This window comes from Sodalis sp. RH20, assembly GCF_047324205.1.
Taxonomy (GTDB): Bacteria; Pseudomonadota; Gammaproteobacteria; order Enterobacterales; family Enterobacteriaceae; genus Acerihabitans.
Map to the genome: position 1 here is coordinate 891,165 of NZ_CP178733.1, position 22,942 is coordinate 914,106.

14 protein-coding genes are annotated in these 22,942 nt (G+C 60.9%); 8 read left to right on the plus strand and 6 right to left on the minus strand.

Features of this window, described 5'->3' with window-relative positions:
• Nucleotides 1–3: 3 nt before the first annotated feature.
• From ACL2XM_RS04175 to ACL2XM_RS04205, 7 genes are all read left to right on the plus strand, one after another.
• Nucleotides 4–1,506 carry a sugar ABC transporter ATP-binding protein gene (locus tag ACL2XM_RS04175; RefSeq protein WP_410014405.1) on the plus strand — a complete coding sequence of 501 codons (1,503 nt, stop codon included), beginning with the start codon at nt 4–6 and terminating at the stop codon, nt 1,504–1,506.
• A gap of 35 nt (nt 1,507–1,541) precedes the next feature.
• On the plus strand, nt 1,542–2,543 hold the full coding sequence (locus tag ACL2XM_RS04180; protein ID WP_413723219.1) for an ABC transporter permease: 1,002 nt from the start codon (nt 1,542–1,544) through the stop codon (nt 2,541–2,543).
• Nucleotides 2,544–2,579: 36 nt separating this feature from the next.
• Nucleotides 2,580–3,575, plus strand: coding sequence for a sugar-binding transcriptional regulator (locus ACL2XM_RS04185; RefSeq protein ID WP_413723218.1), 996 nt, complete (start codon nt 2,580–2,582; stop codon nt 3,573–3,575).
• Nucleotides 3,569–5,380 carry a glycerol-3-phosphate dehydrogenase/oxidase gene (locus tag ACL2XM_RS04190; protein WP_413732455.1) on the plus strand — a complete coding sequence of 604 codons (1,812 nt, stop codon included), beginning with the start codon at nt 3,569–3,571 and terminating at the stop codon, nt 5,378–5,380. Before ACL2XM_RS04185 ends, ACL2XM_RS04190 begins: the two co-directional genes overlap by 7 nt.
• Nucleotides 5,364–6,224: a class I fructose-bisphosphate aldolase gene (locus tag ACL2XM_RS04195; protein ID WP_410014409.1), complete on the plus strand. Its 861-nt coding sequence runs from the start codon at nt 5,364–5,366 to the stop codon at nt 6,222–6,224. Before ACL2XM_RS04190 ends, ACL2XM_RS04195 begins: the two co-directional genes overlap by 17 nt.
• A gap of 38 nt (nt 6,225–6,262) precedes the next feature.
• A complete protein-coding gene (locus tag ACL2XM_RS04200; RefSeq protein ID WP_410014410.1) occupies nt 6,263–7,798 on the plus strand; it encodes an FGGY-family carbohydrate kinase in 1,536 nt (511 codons plus the stop codon).
• 200 nt (nt 7,799–7,998) lie between these two features.
• The gene (locus tag ACL2XM_RS04205) at nt 7,999–9,699 is read left to right on the plus strand and encodes an EAL domain-containing protein (RefSeq protein WP_413729832.1); all 1,701 of its coding nucleotides are present in this window, start codon (nt 7,999–8,001) and stop codon (nt 9,697–9,699) included.
• 262 nt (nt 9,700–9,961) lie between these two features.
• Here ACL2XM_RS04205 and ompF (ACL2XM_RS04210) read toward each other — a convergent pair whose 3' ends face one another.
• Nucleotides 9,962–11,053, minus strand: a complete 1,092-nt coding sequence (gene ompF, locus ACL2XM_RS04210; RefSeq protein WP_410014412.1) for a porin OmpF — start codon at nt 11,051–11,053, stop codon at nt 9,962–9,964.
• A gap of 711 nt (nt 11,054–11,764) precedes the next feature.
• Here ompF (ACL2XM_RS04210) and robA point away from each other — a divergent pair.
• Entirely contained in the window at nt 11,765–12,676 is a 912-nt protein-coding gene (robA, locus tag ACL2XM_RS04215; RefSeq protein WP_410014413.1) for an MDR efflux pump AcrAB transcriptional activator RobA, read from the plus strand.
• Nucleotides 12,677–12,702: 26 nt separating this feature from the next.
• On the opposite strand, the gene ompF (ACL2XM_RS04220) is transcribed toward robA, so the two are convergent.
• From ompF (ACL2XM_RS04220) to fumC, 5 genes are all read right to left on the minus strand, one after another.
• Nucleotides 12,703–13,794, minus strand: coding sequence for a porin OmpF (gene ompF / locus ACL2XM_RS04220; RefSeq protein ID WP_410014414.1), 1,092 nt, complete (start codon nt 13,792–13,794; stop codon nt 12,703–12,705).
• A 702-nt stretch (nt 13,795–14,496) separates the two neighbouring features.
• Entirely contained in the window at nt 14,497–15,696 is a 1,200-nt protein-coding gene (glpC, locus tag ACL2XM_RS04225; RefSeq protein ID WP_413732456.1) for an anaerobic glycerol-3-phosphate dehydrogenase subunit GlpC, read from the minus strand.
• A complete protein-coding gene (gene glpB, locus ACL2XM_RS04230; protein ID WP_413733185.1) occupies nt 15,680–16,966 on the minus strand; it encodes a glycerol-3-phosphate dehydrogenase subunit GlpB in 1,287 nt (428 codons plus the stop codon). The genes glpC and glpB overlap by 17 nt, the downstream gene beginning before the upstream one ends.
• Nucleotides 16,956–18,629: an anaerobic glycerol-3-phosphate dehydrogenase subunit A gene (gene glpA / locus ACL2XM_RS04235; RefSeq protein ID WP_413728046.1), complete on the minus strand. Its 1,674-nt coding sequence runs from the start codon at nt 18,627–18,629 to the stop codon at nt 16,956–16,958. The genes glpB and glpA overlap by 11 nt, the downstream gene beginning before the upstream one ends.
• Nucleotides 18,630–21,534: 2,905 nt before the next feature.
• Nucleotides 21,535–22,932 (minus strand): class II fumarate hydratase, encoded by a 1,398-nt coding sequence (fumC, locus tag ACL2XM_RS04240; protein ID WP_413723209.1) that lies wholly within the window; start codon nt 22,930–22,932, stop codon nt 21,535–21,537.
• Nucleotides 22,933–22,942: the final 10 nt, after the last annotated feature.

Sequence of the window (22,942 nt, forward strand, 5' to 3'; positions counted from 1 at the left end):
GCCATGTCAGCACCCCTAGCTTTACGGCTTAGCGGCATCAGCAAATCCTTTGGCCCCGTCAAGGCATTGGATAACGTCGAGTTTGCCCTGGCGGCCGGGGAAATCCACGCCCTGGCGGGAGAAAACGGCGCGGGAAAATCCACCCTGATGAATATCATCGACGGCATCATCAAACCCGATGCCGGACGCATCTGGGTGAATGAGCGGCCGGTTGCGATCCACTCTCCCGCCGACGCCCAGCGGCTGGGCATCGGTCTGGTTCACCAGGAAATCGCCCTGTGCCCTGATATTTCCATTTATGAAAATATTTATATGGCCCATATCAACGGGTCGGGAAAGTCCTGGATCAATCATGGCGCATTGCGCCGCCAGGCCCAGGCGGTGATGGACAGGCTGGCGCCGATCCCGGTAACCGCCCGTGTCGGTAGCCTGCCCTTATCGCAGCAGCAGCTGGTGGAAATCGCCAAGGCGCTGACGCTTGACTGCCGCATTCTGATTCTGGACGAACCGACCGCGGCGCTGACCGAGCCCGAGGCGCAGCGGCTGTTCGCCATCGTTCGCCAACTGCGCACGCAGGGCATGGCGGTGATTTACATCAGCCACCGCATGGCCGAAATCTTCTCGCTGTGCCAACGGGTCACCATTATGCGCGACGGCCGGACTGTGGGCTGTGAAAACCTCGACGCACTGACGCCGGACCAGGTGATTACCCGGCTGGTGGGGCGCGAACTGACCCGCCTGTACCCGCCCAAGCGCGCGGACTGCCGGCATCTGGCGCCGGTGCTGGCGGTCGAGGGGCTCTCCGACGATCGGCGGTTCTTTGATATTTCCTTCCAGCTGCGGCCAGGGGAAATCCTGGGCATCGGCGGCCTGATGGGGTCCGGGCGCACCGAAATCGCCCAGGCTATTTGCGCCATCGATGCCCTCAAGCGCGGCACGGTGTCGGTAAACGGCGGGGCGGTTCGGCTGCGCCATTATGCCGATGCCGTGCGCCTGGGCATGGCTTATCTGTCGGAAGACCGCAAGGCGGCGGGATTGTTTGTCGATATGCCTATCGATTGGAATATTTCATCGCTGGATATCGCCGCCGTCTGCGGCCGCTATGGCCTGCTCAGCCGGGACGCCGAACGGCGGCAGGCGGAGAGGCTGGGGCGGGAGGTGTGGCTGAAAAAAGGCCGGCCCGGCGATCCGGTGTCCTCGCTTTCAGGCGGCAACCAGCAAAAGGTGGCGCTGGCCAAAGTGCTGTCGGTCAAGCCCGCCATTCTGTTTCTCGATGAACCGACGCGCGGGGTGGATATCAGCGCCAAGGCGGAAATTTACCAGATTTTGCATCTGCTGGCGGAAAGCGGGGTGGCGCTGGTGGTGATTTCATCCGAACTGCCGGAATTAATCGGGCTGTGCGATCGGGTGCTGGTGGTGCATGAGGGCCGTATCGGCGGCGAGGTCGCGGGCAATATGCTGACGGAAGAGAATATCATGCGTCTCGCCGCCGGCGCGGCGGCTTAACGACAGGGTAGCGCGGTAACGTAAGAGGTAACGCCATGACCATTAACACGTTTTTATTATCGGCAAAAGGCGTCAAAGCGCCCCTGCGCTGGTTCGGCGCGGTTTTCCGGCAGCGGGAAGTGGGCCTGACGGTAATCATCATGCTGATTTTCATGATTATGAGCTTCACGTCGCCCTATTTTCTGACCTGGGCCAATATGAAGGCGATGCTGCTGTCGTTTTCCATCGAGGGTATCGTGGTGGTGGGCATGACCATCCTGCTGATTGTCGGCGGCATCGATTTGTCCGTGGGGTCGGTGGTTTGCCTGTCGATGGTGGTGGCGGGGCAGTTGTTCCTGTCGGGGCTGGACCCCTGGACGGCAAGCCTGGCCGGCATCGCCGCGGCGGCGCTGGTGGGCCTGCTGATGGGACTGACCGTCACGCGGATCGGGCTGAGCCATTTTATCGCCTCGCTGGCCGCCATGGTTATCGTGCGCGGGCTGTGCATGATTATCACCCAGGGCACGCCGCTGTCGCTGTTTACCTTGCCCGCCACGTTTAAGTTTGTCGGCCAGGGCACGGTATCGGGCGTTCCGTTTGTGATTATCCTGTTCTTTATCCTGGTGGTGGCGTTCGATTTCCTGCTGCGCAAGGCCGCGGCGTTCCGCAAGGTGTTTTATACCGGCAGCAATGAGCGGGCCGCGGCGTATTCCGGTATCCGCGTGAATAAAATCAAGCTGCTGGTGACGGTGCTGACCTCCACCCTGGCGGGTCTTGCCGGCATTATCTATATGGCGCGCCTGGGTTCCGCGACCCCGACCTTTGGCGTGGGCATGGAGCTGAACGTGATAGCAGCGGCGGTGATCGGTGGCGCCAGCCTGAAGGGCGGCACCGGCTCTATCCTCGGCGCGGTGTTGGGCGTGGCCCTGCTGTCCATCGTCACCAGTTCGTTAATCCTGATCAATGTCTCGGTTTACTGGCAGGATTTGATTAAAGGCCTGATATTGCTGGCGGCGGTGTCAATGGATCATATTATGAATAAATACCGCAGCGCCTGATCGTTTCTCTACTTCGCGATTCCGGGAGTGATGTTAATGGATAATTTTATCGAGCCGCCGTCGTTTACTCTGACGCGCCAGATCTACCGGGTACTGGTGATGTATTACCTGGACGGTAAAAAGCAGTCGGAGATAGCGGAACACACCCATTTATCGGTGGCCACCGTTAACCGGATGATCCGCCAGGGCAGGGACACAGGCATGGTGGAGATTACCATCCGCTCGCCGTTTCTTTCCGCCCATCAGCTGGAGCGGGATCTGGCGCGCATCGGCGGGCTGCAGGACGTGGTGGTGGCGCCCAACGTGACAGGCGGCGACGACGCCGATTTGCACGTGGTGGGCGCGGCGGCGGCGGATTTCCTGCTCAGCCGCGTCAAGGACGGCGATACCATTGCCCTCACCGGCGGCAAGGGCGTCAGCGCCATGGTGGACGCCCTGTCCACGCCGCGCCGGTTTCGCGTCGACGTGGTGCCCGCCCTGGGCTGCGTGCAGGGCAAACACTATACCGACGTCAACCATGTGGCGTCCGAACTGGCGGCCAAACTTGGCGGCAAGGCGTATCAAATCCACGCGCCGCTCTTTGCCGATACGCCCGCGCAGCGGCAAATGCTGATGGAGGTCAGCCAGGTGCATCAGGTGTTGCAGCAGGCGCGCGAAGCCGATATCGCCATCGTCGGCCTGGGATCGATCCATGCCTCCAGCTCCAGTTATTATGATTTAAACCCATCGGTGCGGCATGCTCAAGCCAGCGTCGAGACCAGCGGGGCGCGCAGCGAGGTGCTGGCGCATCTGCTGGACGCGCAGGGACAGCCCGCCTGTTTTGCCGATAACCAGCGGCTGGTGAGCCTGACCCTGGAAGAACTGCGGCATATTCCCTTTTCGTTTGCCGTGGCGGCGGGCAGCGATAAAATCGAACCGGCCAGCAGCGTGCTGCGCGGACGCTATCTCAAGGGCATCGTCACCGATGAATCTACCGCCGCGGGCATTATCGAACTGTCGTCGCCGGATCCTCAACAGGAGGCAGCATGTTAAACAGCACGAATTCCACGGAAGACCCGCAGGCGGCGACCCTGTCCGACCGCGCCGGGCGCCTGGCCGAGCTGCGCCGCCGCCGCGCGACGCCGGTGCTGATCGTCGGCGGCGGCATTAACGGCATCAGCACCTTCCGCGAACTGGCGCTGCAGGGCATTCCCGCCATTCTGGTGGAGCAGGGGGACTGGTGCCAGGCGGCCAGCGGAGCGCTGTCGCGCATGATCCACGGCGGGCTGCGTTATCTTGAGACCGGTGAGTTCGCCCTGGTCAAGGAATCGGTGGTCGAGCGCGACCGGCTGCTGAAAAACGCCCCGCACTATGTGATGCCGCTGCGCACCACCGTGCCCATTGATTCCTACTGTTCGGGATTGGTGAACGCCGGCAAGCGCTTTGTCGGCCTGACCGAGCGGCCGTCGCGCCGGGGGGCCATGGTGATCAAGGCCGGCCTTTCGCTCTACGATCTGTATACGCGCGCGCAGGGCGCCATGCCACGCCATCGGCTGACGGGCGGCGGCGAAACCCGTCGCCAATGGCCGGAATTCAACGATTGGGTCAAATGCAGCGCCACCTATTATGACGCCTGGATCAACTATCCGGAGCGGCTGGGGATCGAACTTATCGAGGACAGCGAACGGGCCAATCCGCAGGCGCTGGCGATCAATTATCTTAGCCTGGCGGGCATGGACGACGGCGTGGTGACCCTGCGCGACGGCCAGAGCGGCGAAACCTTTACCCTGGCGCCGGAACTGGTGATCAACGCCACCGGCGCCTGGATTGACCGGCTTAACGGGGTGCTGAGCCCCGCGGCCGCGGCGCCGCGGCTTATCGGCGGCACCAAGGGGTCGCATCTTATCGTGCGCAACGCCCGGCTGCTGGCGGCGTTAAACGGCGGCATGGTGTATTACGAAAACCAGGAGGGGCGGGTATGCATTCTGTTTCCCTACTTCGGCAATGTACTGGTCGGGTCCACGGATATCCGCACCGACGATCCGGACGACGTGATTTGCGCGGAGGATGAAAAGCGCTATATCCTCGACTCGCTGCGCTTTGTCTTTCCGCGTATCGCCATCGCCGACGAGGAGATCCTGTATACCTTTTGCGGCATCCGTCCCCTGCCGGTGAGCGATACCACCGTGAACGGCCGCATTTCCCGCAATCACTCCCTTAAGGTCATTCCCCCGGCGCCCGGGCGGCCGTTTACCACCCTGTGCCTGGTGGGCGGAAAGTGGACCACTTTCCGCGCCTTCGGCGCCCAGGCGGCGGATCTGGCGCTGCGCCACCTGGGCGAGCGGCGCCGGGTGACGACGGAAGACCTGGCCATCGGCGGCGGCCGGGATTTACCCGGCCAGGCGGAGCGACCGGCCTGGATCGGGGAACTGGCGGCGCATTATCATAGCGATGCGGCGCGGGTGGCCCAATGGGTATCCCGTTACGGCGGCCGCGTGACCGCGCTGCTGGATTTCGTCACCCGATCGCCCGATCGTCCGCTGCGCCATCATCCCGGCTATACGGTCAATGAGCTGCGCTTCCTGATCGCCCGCGAGCAGGTGGTGAGGCCGGAAGATGTGCTGGTGCGCCGCACCGCCATGGCCATCGCCGGCGAACTGACCCCTGAGCTTGTCGCCGAAGTCACGGAAATCGTGGCGCGGGCGCTGGGCTTAAGCGACGATGAACGGCGCGCCAGCCTTGCCGCCGCCCTGGAGAGCCTTGCCGAGCGTCACGGCCTGGCGCGGCTGGCGGCGCCCGCGCCGCAACCCATCCCCCATCCATCCGCCCAAGGAGCGCCCGATGTCATTCAATCCTAAAGCCCGCATGAGCCGTCTGTTCCGTCAGGGGCGTTGCCTGGACGTGGCCATCGATCACGGTATCGCCAACGAGCCGGATTTCCTCGTCGGCCTGGAGGATATGCCCGCCGTGATGGCCAGCCTGGTCGCCGCCGGGCCGGACGCCATCCAGGTTAATTACGGCCAGGCCGATCTGCTGGCCGGGGTCGACCAGCCCGGCAAGCCGGCGCTGGTGATGCGCGCCGACGTGGGCAACGCCTACAACAGCGCGCGCCATCGCGAGATGTGGGCGGTGCTGCACAACCCGGAGGAGCCGATCCTGGCCGCGCTGCGACTGGACGCGGCGGCGGTGGTGGTTAACCTGTATATGATCCCCGACGAACCGGGCATTTTCCGCCAGTGCGTGGAAAATATCGGCCGCCTGCGCCATGCGTGCGATAAATACGCCATGCCGCTGATGATAGAGCCGCTGGTGATGGCCCCGGCCGGGCAGGGCGCCGCCTACGCCTCGATTGGCGATGTGGAGAAAATCGTGCCGCTGGTGCGCCTGGCCCGGGAACTGGGGGCCGATATCGTCAAGGCCGATCCCACCGACCGGGTGGAGGATTTCCACCGCGTGGTGCAGGCCGCCCGCTGCCCGACGCTGGTTCGCGGCGGCGGCAAGGGCCGGCTGGAGACGGTGCTGGAAAAAACCGCCGGCCTGATGGCCCAGGGCGCCAGCGGCATGGTCTATGGCCGCAACGTGTACCAGCACAGTAATCCCGCCCAGGTGGTCAGGGCACTGATGGCCATTATCCACCAGGGCGCCGACGGTCCCACCGCGTTTGAGATCTACCGGCGCGGCCAGGCCGGTTCCGGCGCTTAAGCCGTGCGCCATCGTACCCTTCTCTGTGGAGACGTTATATGGACGCATGTCTGTTAGGTATAGATGCCGGTAATACCATGATCAAAGCCGTGCTGTTCGACCTGCGCGGCCGGGTGCTGGCGGTGGCGGAGCGCGGCGGCGCCACACATCAACCCCGCCCCGGCTACGCCGAACGTCCGCTGGCGGATATCTACCAGGGCGCAACGCAGGCGATCCGCGATTGCCTGGCGCGCGCAGCCGTTGACCCGCGTAAGGTTATCGCCGTGGGCGCGGCGGGTCACGGCAACGGCCTGTATGCGCTGGATCAGGCAGGGGAGCCGCTTATCGGCATTCAGTCCATCGACAGCCGGGCCGCCGGCCTGGTGCGGGAACTGGAACAGGCGGGCCTTGCCGGGGCCATTTATCAATGCTGCCTGCAAAAGCCCTGGGCCGCGGCCACGCCGGTGCTGCTCAGCTGGCTGAAGCGCCATGCCCCGGATCTGTACCGGCGCATCGGCACGGTGCTGTTTGCCAAAGACGTGATCGGCCATTTCTTAAGCGGCGTCGCGTCGGGCGAGGTCTCGGACGCGGCGGGATCGGGCCTGCTCAATTACCGCACCCGCCAATATGATGCCGAACTGATGGCGCTTTATGATCTGGCCGATGCGCTGCCGCTGCTGCCGGCGCTGCGTGAATCCTGCGATATCAGGGGACATGTCACCGCGCGGGCGGCGCGGCTTACCGGCCTGCCGCGCGGCATCCCGGTGGTGGCGGGCATTTTCGACGTGGTGGCCAGCGCCATCGGCTCTGGGGTGGTGCATACCGGCGAGGCGTCCATAGTCGCCGGCACCTGGAGCATCAACCAGGTGGTCGTGGACGCGCCAAATTACCGGCGCCCGGTATTTATGAATTCCATTATTGAGCGGGACCGCTATATGGCCATCGAAGCCAGCGCCACCTCCGCCGCCAACCTGGACTGGTTTATCCGCGAGTTCGACGACGGCCGCGACGGCGGCGGCGCGGCGCGCTGCAGCGCCAGCGTCGCGGCGGTCAAGCCCAGCGTCCAGTTGCCGTTATACCATCCCTATCTCTACTCCGGGCGCAAGGACGGCCCGGCGAAAGCCGGTTTTTACGGCCTGAACGGCTGGCATACCCGCGCCGATATGCTGTTTGCGCTGTTTGAAGGCGTCACCTTCGCCCATCGCGCCCATATCGACCGGCTGCGCGCCGCGGGTATCCCCTTTACGCGGGCGACCCTCTCGGGCGGCGCGGCGCGCAGCTGCATCTGGCCGCAAATGTTCGCCAATGTGCTGGGCATCCCGATTCGGGTGGCGGACTGTAGCGAAACCGGCGCGCTGGGCGCGGCGATTTGCGCCGGGGTCGGGGTGGGAGTCTATGCCGATATGTCGGCGGGCGTGGCCCACGCGGTCACCCTTACCCCGACCGGCTACCTGCCGGACGAGGCTTTGCACGCTTTCCATTCCACCCGCTACCGGTTGTTTAAACGCCTGGAGCTGGCCATGGGCGATCTGTGGGACGAGGAAGCCGACGGGCGGGAAACGCCGTCCGCGGCCGCCACCGCCGCGCCATCCTGACGCGGACGCGTCCGGATCGGGCGGAGCTGTTTGTCGCCGGGGCGCGCTCAGGCCGGGAGCGCCGCCCGCTTTCCTGGCGGCGACACCGCGCGTCCGATCATATCGTCTCGTGAGCGCGGGGACACCGGCGGTAAACTTGTGCGCAGGCAGGGACAAATCTGCTAATCTTGGGGTACCGATTCATACGGGATGCCCATGCCATGTTTAATAATCTTGCAGTCTGCCAGGCGGTATTGAACGCGCTGCCTGACGCCACATTCCTGAAAGATGAACAGCAGCGGGTAGTGTTCCTGAATCGCAAAGCCTGCGAATTATTCGGTAAATCGCCGGGGGAGATGCTGGGGCATTCTCCGCTGGCCGGCCTTGACGATAAGCTGGTGGACATCATTACCGAGCGGGATCGTTACGTTCTGGAAACCGGTGAAGATGTGGAATACGAGCATCAGATGCTGAACCGGAACAATGGGCAGACGTCGATGATGGTGCGCTGCTCGCGCATTATCTTTCATGACGTGCCCTATGTGCTGGTCTCGCTCAATGATATTACCATCCTGCGGGAATCCGAGGCCCAGACCCGTTACCTGGCCTACCATGATATCCTGACCGGACTGCACAACCGCACCGCGCTTTATGAACAGCTCAACCAGGTGGTGGTGCCCGGGGTCGGCAAGCATGCCGGCGGCCTTCTGCTGCTGATGGATCTCGACGGTTTTAAAAATATTAACGATACCTACGGCCACCAGGCCGGGGACTTTGTGCTGTGCGAATTTGCCCGCCGGCTGCAGGGCGTGGCGCCGCAGGCAAGCCTGGTCGCCAGGATGGGTGGCGACGAGTTTTCCCTGCTCACCGATAACCCCCTCGCGAGCGCCCAGGCGGAAGAATTGTGCCGCCGGATCGTCAACCTGACGCAAACGCCGTTTACGCTGACCGGCGCGTCGCCTTTTGTCACGGTATCGGTGGGCGTGACGGTGATTACCGAGGCGGTTATCACCGCCGGCGAACTGCTGCGCAAGGCGGACGCCGCCCTGTATGAGGCGAAACGGCAGGGTAAAAACGTGCACTGTTTCTATTCCGAGTCGCTCGACGCCAGCCTGAGCAGCAAGCGGCGCATGGAAAAGGCGCTGGCCAACGCCCTGTCGTCGGGCCGGGATATTACCTGCGCCTACCAACCGCTGATTCGCGCCGCCGACAACCATATTATCGGCGTAGAGGCGCTGGCGCGGTGGCATGACGAGGAGCTGGGCGAAATTTCCCCGGTGCAGTTCGTGCCCCTGGCCGAGGAAACCGGGCTGATTATTCCCCTGGGCAAGTTTATTCTGCGCCAGGCGTGCCGCGAGATGCTGCGCTGGGGCGATTTATCGCTGTCGGTCAACGTGTCGCCTATTCAGCTGCGCGACGGCGGATTCGCCCGTATGGTGCTGGCGCTGCTGGCCGAGCTGCGTTTCCCGCCGGAACGCCTGGAGCTGGAACTTACCGAAACGGCCATCATGAATTCCGATGCCAACAGCAAACATCAACTGGTCCTGCTGCGCGAGGCGGGGGTGCGGATTTCCCTGGATGATTTCGGCACCGGTTATTCCAGCCTCAGCCTGCTGAAAGATATCGTCGTCGACAGCGTAAAAATCGATCGTTCCTTCGTGCAGTTCGTCACCCAGTTAAAGGACACCGCCGCCATCGTCACCGCCGTCTCCCACCTGGGGGTAAAACTGAACCTCGAGGTGATTGCCGAAGGGGTGGAGACGCCCGAGCAGCAGCAATTTCTGGTGGACGCCGGCTGTACCCAGCTGCAGGGGTTCTTATTTTCCAAACCGCTGTCGGAGGAAAAACTGGAGCAACTGCTTGGCGATATCTCCCGCAGCGGCCAATTGGACGGGGACAACGAGCGGGAAATCAAAGGCTAGGATGCGCCCTCGCCGAAATTGCCACAATACGCGAGTACCTGGGGCACGGCGCGCTTCACCCGCGTAATGACGGCGACCTGCATTTTATTCGCGCCAGGCGCGGTATTGGCCGGCGAAAACCAGGCTTATGGCCAGCTTTTGCCAGTTATCCGCCGCCATGCCCGCGCGGACGCAAACCCTCCGCCGGGAGAGAATAATTATTGGGCGGGCGGAAAAAAAACGGCCCGCAGCGATGCGGGCCGTCGATAATGCGATACCTGAATCAGAACTGATAAACCAGGCCCAGGGCCACAACGTCGCCGCTGTTGACGCCAAGGGAGTTATCATCGTCGATGCGGTTGATAATGTAATCAACATAGGTCGACATGTTCTTGTTGAAGTAATAGGTGGCGCCGACTTCGTAGTATTTAATCAAGTCAACGTCTCCGATGCCTTCAACGTCCTTAGCCTTGGACTGGGTATAGCCGATGGACGGACGCAGACCGAAGTCGAACTGATATTGCGCCACCAGCAGGAAATCCTGGGTTTTGTTGGCAAAGCCCACCACATCGACGCCGGCCGGGGTCGTGCCGTCGATATAGGTGGCGTTACGGGTTTCGCCATAAGTGGCGGCCAGATAAAGGTTGTTGGCGTCATATTTCAGTGAGGTCGCCCACTGTTCGGCACGGTCGCCCTGGCCAACGGTGGCCAGGTTCTGGCTATCGGTGCGATCCGAGGAAGAGTAAGCGCCGACAACGCCGACACCGATGGGCGAAATATACGAAATTGAACCGCCGTAGCCGTCGCCGTTCGAGCGGGCGATATCCGACCGATCGTTTTTACCCTGGTACTGCAGGGCAAAACCCAGGCCGTCGACCAGGCCGAAGAAATTGGTATTACGGTAGGTGGCAACACCCGTGGTACGGCCGACCATAAAGTTATCGGTGTAGGCGGTTTCACCACCGAACTCCGGCAGCATATCCGTCCAGCCCAGGGCATCGTACACCACGCCGTAATTACGGCCGTAGTCAAATGAACCGTAATCGGCAAATTTCAAGCCGGCAAAACCCAAACGGGTTTTGGTGCCGTCGGTGGCATCGTCGCCGCCCTCGGTTTTGTTAGCCTGGATGTTATATTCCCATTGGCCATAGCCGGTCAGCTGATCGTTGATTTGTGTCTCGCCTTTGAAGCCGAAACGCACATAAGACTGATCGCCGTCGGACGCGTAGCCATCGTCATCGGCAAAGTAATGCAGACCGTCCACTTTGCCGTACAAATCCAGTTTATTGCCGTCTTTATTATACACCTCAGCCGCGCTGGCTACTCCCGACGCTAACAAAGCCGGGATCATCACTGCAAGGATGCTATATTTCATCGAAATGATACCTTATAAAGTATTTTTATTTAATACGGGCCTGTGCCCGCGCCACTGCCTGAACACTGGAGATAAGGATTTGTTGCCTTGGCCTTTTTCATCCCGTGGCCAAGGCGGAAGCGCATCGAGTAGACACAGGAAGCACCAATGGGAGAAGAAATATTAACGCTATTTATTTAAAAAGCGAAACGCAAAATATGAAATTTTGTGATCGGTGTTTAACTATTGTAATCAAAGACGTTGGTTTGCAATTAATATATAAAAGTTATATGACACTAAATGTCAAAAATAACACTTACGGCTAAAAATGACATTTTTATACAGGCTGGTTTTTCAATATATTATAAAAAGTAACTATTTGTTATTATGCGGATAATAGCATCAAACGTCAAAAAAGGCACCTGAGGATAATTTTGGCACAATATGTCAAAAAGATTTCTAATAGTATGGCAATTGCCATTTAAGGTCAAAAATAGCATTTATAGTTCAAACGGAAGATTTAACACGGCTTATATCTCAGGCGAGAATTGTCATTTTATGTAAAGTCGCTGCATGTTGCGTCGAAAAAAGCATTAACTGTCATAACAGCATGATTAATGAATAAAATAATAGATAGAATCTTAGGATTAAACAGGGAATAATCGCTTTAGTTATTTCTTTTTTATCGGGGATTCTACCGCGATATAAAGATTTTGAGGCATAAGGTTTTTTATGAACCGATCCGGGATTATTGGCGATTTGCTGGCCTGGCTGGAAGAGCAGTTGGACAAACCCCTATCGCTGGACGACGTAGCCGCCAGGTCGGGTTATTCCAAATGGCATTTGCAGCGAAAATTCAAAGAGACGACGGGCCAGGTGCTCGGCGCGTATATCCGCGCCCGGCGCCTGTCCCATGCCGCCATGGCGCTGCGTCTCACCAGCCGGTCGCTGGCGGACATTGCGCTGCAATATCATTTTGAATCACAGCAAACCTTTACCCGCGCGTTTAAAAAGCAGTTCCAGCAAACGCCGGCCTTTTACCGGCGTTCGTTGCGCTGGGATTTTTTCGGCATCCAGCCGCCGATAGGCCGCGCCTCCTGCGCCTATGCCCCGGCTGAAATCGTTATGCTGCCGGCGCTGAGGCTGGAAGGCATTACCCGCAGCTACACCTGCACGCTGGAGCAGTTAAGCCGTCACCGTGCCGAGCTGCGCGCGCAGTTCTGGCGCACTTTCCTGGAAGAGGCGCAAAGCAGCCCGCCGGTGGTTTACGGCCTGTGCTACTCGCGTCCCGCCGTTGATAAGAACGGTGAAAACGAAGTGTTTTATACCACCGCCGCCGAACCGGCGTTTTTGCCGGTCAAAAGCGATAATCTGCAGGAACTTTCATTGAACGCCGGCGATTATGCCTTGTTTACCTACCTGGGGCCGGCCGGGGGGCTGCAGGGATTTATTATGGATCTCTACAGTGTCTGCCTGCCGCTGATGCGCATGGTGCGGCGCGACGGCTATGATATCGAACGTTTCCACCGCTGGCCGTCATCCAGTAACGATGACGGCAGCGGCGAAATCCACTGTGATTACCTGATCCCCATTCTGCAGACTGCCGCCGCCGACGTCATGCCAGTACAGGGACCGGCGGCGTAACCGGATGTGCGTGTCTTACGGGCCGGCTAGAACTGATATACCAGGCCCAGCGCCACGACGTTGCCGCGGTTACGGCTTAGCTGGTTGTCCTCGTAAATACGGTTAATGATATAATCGACATAGGTCGACATGTTCTTGTTGAAGTAATAGGTGGCGCCGACTTCATAGTATTTAATCAAGTCAACATTGCCGATGCCTTCGACGTCCTTCGCTTTGGACTTGGTATAGCCGATGGACGGACGCAGACCGAAGTCGAACTGATATTGCGCCACCAGCAGGATATCCTGAGTCTGGTTGGCAAAACCCGTCACCCCGACGCCGGCCGGGGTTGTGCCGTTGATATAGGTGGCCCTGCGCGTTTCGCCATAGGTGGCGGCAAGATAGATATTATTGGCGTCATATTTCAGCGACGTCGCCCACTGTTCCGCGCGCTTGCCCTGGCCGTAGGGAGCAAGATTCTGGCTATTGGTGCGATCCGAGGAGGAGTAGGCGCCGACAATGCCGACACCGATGGGCGACATATACGAAATTGAACCGCCGTAGCCGTCGCCGTTCGCGCGGGCGATATCCGACCGATCGTTTTTACCCTGGTACTGCAGGGCAAAACCCAGGCCGTCGACCAGGCCGAAGAAATTAGTATTACGGTAGGTGGCAACACCCGTGGTACGGCCGACCATAAAGTTATCGGAGTAAGCGGTTTCGCCGCCGAACTCCGGCAGCATATCCGTCCAGCCCAGGGCATCGTACACCACGCCGTAATTACGGCCATAGTCAAATGAACCGTAATCGGCAAATTTCAAGCCGGCAAAACCCAAACGGGTTTTGGTGCCGTCGGTGGCATCATTGCCGCCCTCGGTTTTGTTAGCTTGTATATTATATTCCCATTGGCCAAAGCCGGTGACCTGATCATTGATTTGGGTTTCGCCTTTAAAACCGAAACGCACATAGGACTGATCGCCATCGGATGCATAGCCGTCATCACCGGCGAAATAATGCAGGCCGTCGACTTTACCGTACATATCCAGTTTATTGCCGTCTTTGTTAAATACTTCGGCCGCGCTTGCGGCCCCCGACGCGAGCAGGGCCGGGATCATCACTGCTAGTAGGGTATATTTCATCGGAGGGATACCTTATAAAATATTTTTATTTAATACGGACGTGAGCCCGCGCCACTGCCTGCATACCGGAGATAAGGGTGTGTTGCCCGGGCCTTTTTCATCCCGCGGCCAGGGCGGAAGCGCATCAAGCAGACACAGGAAGCACCATTGGGAGATAAAATAATAACGCCTTTTTTTTAATAAACGGAACGTTAAATATTAGGTTTTGTGATCTCGTCATAAATATTATAATTCACTGCTTTAAAGGAAATTAATAAAAAAAACTTAAGCGGCATTCAGCAAGGTATTGGATATTACGGCAATAATCAGATTTTTTCACTGAATAGGTAGTTACTGGTATCCATAGGGTAATCAATTGTAATTGCGCTATTAATGGTATTAAAACTTTACTGCGGGCATGCCGATATAGGCTGCCTGGTCCGGGGGGGATTATTTTAACGCATTTATTCATGGGTATCTTAAGCCGAAACAAGCAATGAATTTTAAATAACAATTTTTTTTAATGAATATATTCTTGTGTTATCAAATCATGGGATGCAAAGCCGGCGGTAATCGGCCGGCGGTGACGTTGTCAGCAACCGGCTGCGGGAATATATGCGCCTGGCCCAGAGGCGGGAAGGCGCCGCCCGCAACCGCCCGGCATGCGGCGATCGGTTGCGGCGGCCATCGGTAACCCCCCGATCCCCGGCGCGGCCGGGGAGGTTAGGCCAGAGCGCGGGCCAGCAGCGTTATCGGATGCTCGCAGGGCTTGCCGGTGGACATCTCGATTTGCCACTTGCAGGTTTCGCAGTCGGTCACCACCAGGTCGACGCCGCTGCGTTCGATCTGCTGGAACAACGGGGCGCCGATATCCTGCGCGGTGGCATAATTCTCCGATTTGAAACCGTAGGTGCCGGCGATGCCGCAGCACTGCGAGTCCAGCACCACCAGGTCGAGGCCGGGGATGCGCCTGAGCAGTTCCAGGGTATACAGCGCCCAGCCCATTTTTTCCATATGGCAGGGGGTGTGGTAGGCCACCCGCAGCCGCAGCGGCTTCAGGTCCAGCGTTTTGCCCGCCTCGAGCCGGCGGTAGATATAGCGGGTGGCCAGCTCGACACGCTCGCGCACCGCCGACGTATCCACGTCCAGCAGATGGGGATACTCCTCGCCCAGGGCATGGATGCAGCTGGACGAGGTGCCCACCACCGCCATGCCGTGCTCCAGCACCGCGTGTTCAAGCGAGGCGGCGTTGACCCGCGCCTGTTTTTGCGCCTGGGCGATAAAGCCGTTGGCGATAAGCGGCACGCCGCAGCATTTCTCGCGTTTTAACAGCTGCACCCCGATATCCATGGCGTTCAGCACCTTGATCAAATCCTTGCCCAGCTGCGGGTGGTTGTAATTGACGAAACAGCCGTGGAAAAAAGCCACCCGTTCGGCATACTGCCGCTGGATATCGGCCTCCTGGCGGTACCAGCGGCGGAAGGTGCCGAATGAGTATGTCGGCAACTGGCGGCGATGGTCGATTTTTAACGTTTTATCCAGCAGCCGCCGCACCGGTTTCAGTCCGGTGGCCATATTCACCACCGGCGCCAGGGGGGTGGAAAGGGACCCCATGATGTCGGTATGGCTGAGAATGGCGTCGCGCAGGCTAGGTTTGTGCGCGCTGTAGCGGGCCTTGGCCCGCTGGATAATATCGCCGATGCGTACCTCGGACGGACAGGCCACCTCGCAGCGCTTGCAGTTGGAGCAATATTTCAGCGCGTCGTCGTACAGCGTCGGATCCTTCAGGCGCAGCCGTTCGCCGTCCGGCCCCGCCTGCTTCGGCCCGGGATACAGCGGATTGACCCGTGATACCGGGCAATAGGTGGTGCAAACGGTACATTTCAGGCAGCTCTCAAAGCTGTTATCAAAGGGCAGGCTCATGATTTTCCTCAAGCGTAACGGCGATCCTTCCCGCGGCGTGCAGCGCGCTTACCAAAGAAACCCCCGCGCCGCAGCCCTGGCTTAACGGGTCATAGCCGCCAAGCACCGCGCCTGCGGCATACAGGTTTTCCAGCGGTTCACCGCCAAGCAGCGCCCGCAGGCGGTCATCGGTTTTAACCCCGAACTGCAGATAGGGCTGGGGGGCGAAAAAATCGGCTCGGCTCCAGGTATCCCGCTCCCCGTCGCCAAACATGTCCAGACCAAACACCGGTTCATAGACCCGCTCATGGGTGGACGCCAGTCCATTGCTGAAAAAACTGCCGCTGGCCAGCACCACCTGGCGCGCGCGCACCGGGATATCGGCGTGGTTGCGGGTGGAAACGCTGATGATGCGCCGGCCCGCGAACCGCGCCTTCAATACCTTGTCGCCCGGCATAAAGACGCCGCCCAGCCGGTTAAGGCGCCGGCGCAGCGCCTGGAACAACCGGATGCCCAACAACGAGGGCGGCAGGGTCGGCAGCAGGTAGATTGGCCGATTGACGAGTCCGCGCAGCCGTTCAAGCGGCTGCGGCGAGTCCAGTCCGATACAGGCCGGCAGAATAAGGCATTGCGCGTCCCCCGCCAGGCGTTCAAGCTCGGCGGCCAGGGCCGGGATATTCTCAGGCAAATCCAGTACCCTGGCGATATTAACCGCGCGAAATTCACTGGGATTGGCGCGCAGCCGGTCGAGCGCGGGCAGGCGCAGGCAGGCCACAACGGCATGTATGCCTTGCTCCGCCGCGAGGGAGGCGGCGGCGATGCTGGCCTCGAAATCCAGAAAACCCTCGATGTCTATCACCGCCACCCTTTGCCAGGGCAGGATGCCGTCCCAGGGCGTTACCGGCACCTCTTCGGGACTGAGCCAGCTCGCCTTGCGGGTGCCCAGCGGCGTAATGCGCTGATGGTTATGCTGCGCCCGGCCCGTCAGCGCAATGTCGCAACGGGCCAGCAGCGCCTGCGCGTCCGCGGCCCGGGCCATGACCTCGCGCGCGCCCAGCAGGCTATAGGGATGCTGCGGCGCCTGTTCCGCCAGCGCCGCCAGCGCGTCAGGGGGGGACGCCACCGGCGTGCCGTCCGGCAGGCGCGACAGCAGATCCAGCGAGCCGGAAGAGAAATACAGCGCGCTTTGCCCGGCGCTGACCACCGCCGTACGGTGGCCTTGTTCCGCCAGACTGACGGCGCAGCTAAGCCCGGCCAGGCCGCCGCCAATTACCACGGCATCAAATTCCATCATCGGCCTCCGTGTTCTTTTGGCTATCGTCCCGGGCGGCGTGACGGGCATCGCCGTCCAAACCGCACAGGCCACGATAGACCCAACTGGTAAATTCGCTTTCGCGCAGCGCGTCTCCCCAGGCCACCGGCCTGATGCCTTTCCAGCGCTCATTCAGGAACGCCGACAACTGGCCGATGGACTGGCGCGGGGTGGCGACGTTAAGACGGGTTAACAGCCCGGCGGCGCGGCAGGCGCACAGCTCGCCCTGGCAGGTGCCCATGCCGACGCGCGTGCGGCGGCGCAGGTCGGTGAGGTTATTGACGTTCAGGGCCTCCACCGCGTAGCGGACTTCTCCCGCCGTGACCGCCTCGCATTCGCAGACCAGGCTGTTGGCCTGGCGGTCGCCCCACAGTACCTGGTTGGCGCGATCGCCGTGGCGATAAACGGCGGAGCCGGAGATGCTGGCGGGCAGCGGGCCGGCGGCGCGCCCGGCCTCTTGCGCCGGTTTCCTGGATCCGGGCAGGGCGTGCTGCGCCGTGGTGCAGGGCACGGTGATGCCCAGCTTGGCGCAGACCGTATCCGTCGCCCATTCGGCCATCAGGCGATAGGTCATCAGCTTGCCGCCGGTAATGGTGATAAAGCCCTCCAAGCCGTCGCGTTTGGCATGGTCCAGCAGGACAATGCCGCGGCTGACGTTGCGCCCGGAAGGATCGTCGTCGCTGGCCACCAGCGGCCGCACGCCGGCGTAGGCGCGCAGTACGCGCGTGTGCGCCAGGCGCGGCGCCAGCAGCGCGCCTTCGCGCAGCAACAGGTCAACCTCGTCGGGGGTGACCGTCAGCCGGTCGATATCGCCGTAATCGACGCGGGTGGAGGTGGTGCCGATGAGGGAAATGGTATCGCCCGGCACCAGGATATCGGCATCGGCCGGGGCGCGGCAGCGGTTAATGACCAGGTTGTTGATGCGGTGTCCGAGGATCAGCAGCGCGCCTTTGGCCGGGAACATGCGGATGCGCAGGTCGGCGTATTCGGCGATATGCTGTCCCCAGATCCCCGCGGCGTTGACGACCACCGGCGCGTAAATATCATGTGTCTGGCCGCAGGCATGGTCGAACGCGCGCACGCCGCGCACCCGATCGCCCTGGCGGATAAGCCCCGTGACGCTGTGGTAGGTTAAAAAACGCGCGCCATGCTCGCGCGCGTCGATCATATTGGCGGTGGTCAGGCGAAACGGATCGACGGTGCCGTCCGGCACCCGCACCGCGCCGATAAGCGCCGGATTGACCGCCGGTTCCTGCCTGAGGGCCAGCTGCGGATCGATGGCCTGCGCCTCGATGCCGGCATCCAGGCAGGCAGCGATAAATCGTTGCTGATACGCCAGCGAATCCTGCGGCAGGGTGATAAACAGGCCGTCGGTGGCCTCGACGCAGTGATGGGCGATACGTTTGAGGATGCGGTTTTCCTCGATGCATTCGCGGGCGGATTCGCTGTCTGTGACAGCGTAACGCGCACCGCTGTGCAGCAGGCCGTGGTTGTGGCCGGTGGCGCCGGCGGCGATATCGTCGCGCTCGAGCAACAGGCACCGCAGCCCACGCAGGGCGCAGTCGCGTGCGATCCCCGCCCCGGTGGCGCCGCCGCCGATGATAATGACGTCCGTCTCCTCATGGGAATAACGGTTGCTCATATTCTCTCCCATAGATTAATCCCCTAGTGAGCGGATGGTTATAGTAGGATTAACGCATAAAATGGACAGGATTTGTGTGATAAAGAACAATAACGAACAATAAACGAAAATAAAAAGCGCGATTACTTACTTTATTGGCTCGTTGGCTCGCGGCAATGTCGGCGGCCGTTTAGCGCGGACCGGAAGCAGGGACGCGGGGCAATGCGGCGGGGGTTTCGCTTGTGGCTGGCGGGGCAGTTTATGTGGCTACGGCATGGGGTTCGTTTGTGGCTTATGGGGCGGTTTATGCTGCCGTGGCGTGGGTTTCGCGTGCCGTGCGTTAGGGTGCGCTAGGGCATATGTCGCCTCGGCGAAGGTTTCGCTTGCCGTACGTGAGGTGTTCATATGTAGTGCCGGGCGCCGGCAAACGACAAGGAGGCCGTACCGCGACGGCCTCCTTGACCTCCGCGCGTCCGGCAGATCGTGCGTCGCTGCGCGGTTCCCGGCATCACCCATCCCGGCTTTTGGACCGCACGGGACGCGCTCCCGGCGCGGCCCTTAGCTTTCGCCGCTCCCGGCGGCTCATCCAGCCGCGATGTGCGCCGCCGGCGCACTCTATGCCGGCACCAGGTCAACACCATCGCCTGTGAGTAAAATAGCGTTTTTGGGTTTCTTGCGGCATGCACTTACCGGGAAAGGTATCAGTATTCATTTTGCGCTAACGTTTACAGCCTGATGGTTAATGGTTAATGGTTAATGGCTGATGGTTGAAAGCGTAATGCGTACTGTTAAAACTTAAGCTTAAAGTTGAATGATGATGGCCTTACTGCATGACTGCATGACTGCATGACTGCATGACTGTATGACTATATGTCCAACTTTTCGTTGTGTCAGATACATTCCATACCCGGTGTATTTCATAACGGTCAATCGCATTCCGACGCCAGACCTTATACAAAACAACAGCGCCGCTATTGCTACATAATATGCCGTGCGAACAGCGACATGTGGACCGGCATAAAGCGCGCTGACGGCGCCTGTGCCCGCGGCATGAGCCGCTGGGAGCGGCGAAAGGCCCGTTGCGCCGGGAGCGCATAACGGGCCGGTGCATAACGGGGGAACGGGCGTCGGAAGGTATCGCGCAGCGACGCGCGATCTGCCGGGCGCGCGGAGGTCAAGGAGGCCGTCGCGGTACGGCCTCTTTGTCGCTTGCCGGTGCCCGGCATTCCATATAAGCGCCGAACGCACGGCAAGCGAAACCTGCGCCGAGGCGACATAAATCTCCCCGCAAGCAGGTTAACCGTATCCCGACGCCAGACCTTATCCAAAACAACAGCGCCGCTATTGCTACATAATATGCCGTGCGAACAGCGACATGTGGACCGGCATAAAGCGCGCTGACGGCGCCTGTGCCCCCGGCATGAGCCGCTGGGAGCGGCGAAAGGCCCGTTGCGCTGGGAGCGCATAACGGGCCGGTGCATAACGGGGGAACTGGCGTCGGAAGGTATCGCGCAGCGACGCGCGATCTGCCGGGCGCGCGGAGGTCAAGGAGGCCGTCGCGGTACGGCCTCTTTGTCGCTTGCCGGTGCCCGGCAATACATATAAGCGCCGAACGCACGGCAAGCGAAACCTTCGCCGAGGCGACATAAATCTCCCCGCAAGCAGGTTAACCGTATCCCGACGCCAGATTCTATCCAAAACAACAGCGCCGCTATTGCTACACAATATGCCGTGCGAACAGCGACATGTGGACCGGCATAAAGCGCGCTGACGGCGCCTGTGCCCCCGGCATGAGCCGCTGGGAGCGGCGAAAGGCCCGTTGCGCCGGGAGCGCATAACGGGCCGGTGCATAACGGGGGAACTGGCGTCGGAAGGTATCGCGCAGCGACGCGCGATCTGCCGGGCGCGCGGAGGTCAAGGAGGCCGTCGCGGTACGGCCTCTTTGTCGCTTGCCGGTGCCCGGCAATACATATAAGCGCCGAACGCACGGCAAGCGAAACCTTCGCCGAGGCGACATAAATCTCCCCGCAAGCAGGTTAACCGTATCCCGACGCCAGATTCTATCCAAAACAACAGCGCCGCTATTGCTGCACAATATGCCGTGCGAACAGCGACATGTGGACCGGCATAAAGCGCGCTGACGACGCCTGTGCCCCCGGCATGAGCCGCCGGGAGCGGCGAAAGGCCCGGTTGCGCCGGGAACGCATAACGGGCCGGTGCATAACGGGGGAACTGGCGTCGGAAGGTATCGCGCAGCGACGCGCGATCTGCCGGGCGCGCGGAGGTCAAGGAGGCCGTCGCGGTACGGCCTCTTTGTCGCTTGCCGGCGCCCGGCATTCCATATAAGCGCCGAACGCCCGGCAAGCGAAACCTTCGCCGAGGCGACATAAATCTCCCCGCAAGTAGGTTAACCGTATCCCGACGCCAGATTCTATCCAAAACAACAGCGCCGCTATTGCTACACAATATGCCGTGCGAACAGCGACATGTGGACCGGCATAAAGCGCGCTGACGGCGCTGTGCCCCCGGCATGAGCCGCTGGGAGCGGCGAAAGGCCCGTTGCGCCGGGAGCGCATAACGGGCCGGTGCATAACGGGGGAACTGGCGTCGGAAGGTATCGCGCAGCTACGCGCGATCTGCCGGGCGCGCGGAGGTCAAGGAGGCCGTCGCGGTACGGCCTCCTTGTCGCTTGCCGGCGCCCGGCATTCCATATAAGCGCCGAACGCACGGCAAGCGAAACCTTCGCCGAGGCGACATATGCCCTAGCGCACCCTAACGCACGGCAAGCGAAACCCACGCCCCACAGCATCAGCCGCAAGCGCAACCCTCCGCGGGTTTAATCATTATCAGGGGAAGATCCGCCACCCGGACGCCGGGCGGCGGAAACATCAGTTTAAACGCTTTACGGGGAACGCGTTGCGCGGGCCTATTTAACGGAGCTGCCGATCATCGCCTCGGGCCGTACCCATTGGTCGAACTCCGTCTCTGAGACATAGCCCAGTTTCAGCGCCGACGCTTTTAGCGTCAGCCCCTCTTTATGGGCTTTTTTGGCAATCTCGGCCGCTTTGTCATACCCGATATGGGTATTGAGCGCGGTGACCAGCATCAGCGATTCATTCAGCAGTTGGCTGATGCGTGCCCGATTGGGTTCGATGCCGCCGGCGCAGTGCCGGGTAAAGCTGCTGATGCCGTCGGCCAGCAGGCGGATGGATTGCAGCATATTATGCGAGATAAGCGGCCGGAAGACGTTCAGTTCAAAATTGCCCGACGCGCCGCCAAAGTTCACCGCCACATCATTGGCCATAACCTGGGCGCACAGCATGGTCATGGCCTCGCATTGGGTGGGGTTGACCTTGCCGGGCATAATCGAGCTGCCGGGCTCGTTTTCCGGGATGGCGATTTCGCCGATGCCGCAGCGCGGCCCGGAGGCGAGCCAGCGCACGTCGTTGGCGATTTTGAACAGCGACGCGGCCAGTCCTTTGAGCGCCCCGTGTCCTTGTACCAGGGCGTCGCAAGAGCCGAGCGCCTCGAACTTGTTCGGTGCGGTGACAAACGGCTGCCCGGTCAGCTCCGCCAGGGCCTTCGCCACCCGTACGGCATATTCCGGATGGGTGTTAAGGCCGGTGCCCACCGCCGTGCCGCCCAGCGCCAGTTCGCTCAGATGCGGTACCGTCGCCTCGATATGCCGCGCGCTGTGGCCGAGCATTGCCGCCCATCCGGAAATTTCCTGTCCCAGGGTCAGCGGGGTGGCGTCCTGCAAATGGGTGCGCCCGATTTTCACCACGTCGCTGAATGCTTCGGCCTTTTGTTCCAGGCACGCCCGCAGCGTAGCCAGCTGCGGCAATAATTGAGTGCGCAGGGCAATCACCGCCGCCACATGCTGCGCGGTGGGGAACACGTCGTTCGAGCTCTGGCTTTTATTGACATCGTCATTGGGATGCACCAGGCGCGTATCGCCGCGCTCCCCGCCCAACAGTTCGCTGGCGCGGTTGGCCAGCACCTCGTTCATATTCATATTGGTCTGGGTCCCCGAGCCGGTTTGCCAGATGGACAGCGGAAACTCCTGCGGATGCTTTCCCGCCAGCACTTCGTCGGCGGCGGTGATAATGGCCTGCGCCTTGTCGCGGGCCAGCAGGCCCAGGTCCAGGTTCACCTGGGCGGCGGCGCGTTTGGTCATGGCCAGCGCAGCGATAAGCTCCGCCGGCATCTTTTCCTGCGAAATGCGGAAATGCTCCAGCGAGCGCTGGGTCTGCGCCCCCCATAGCCGGTCGGCGGGCACTTCGACGGCGCCCATGGAGTCTTTTTCAGTGCGGATATTTTCCATAATGTGATCC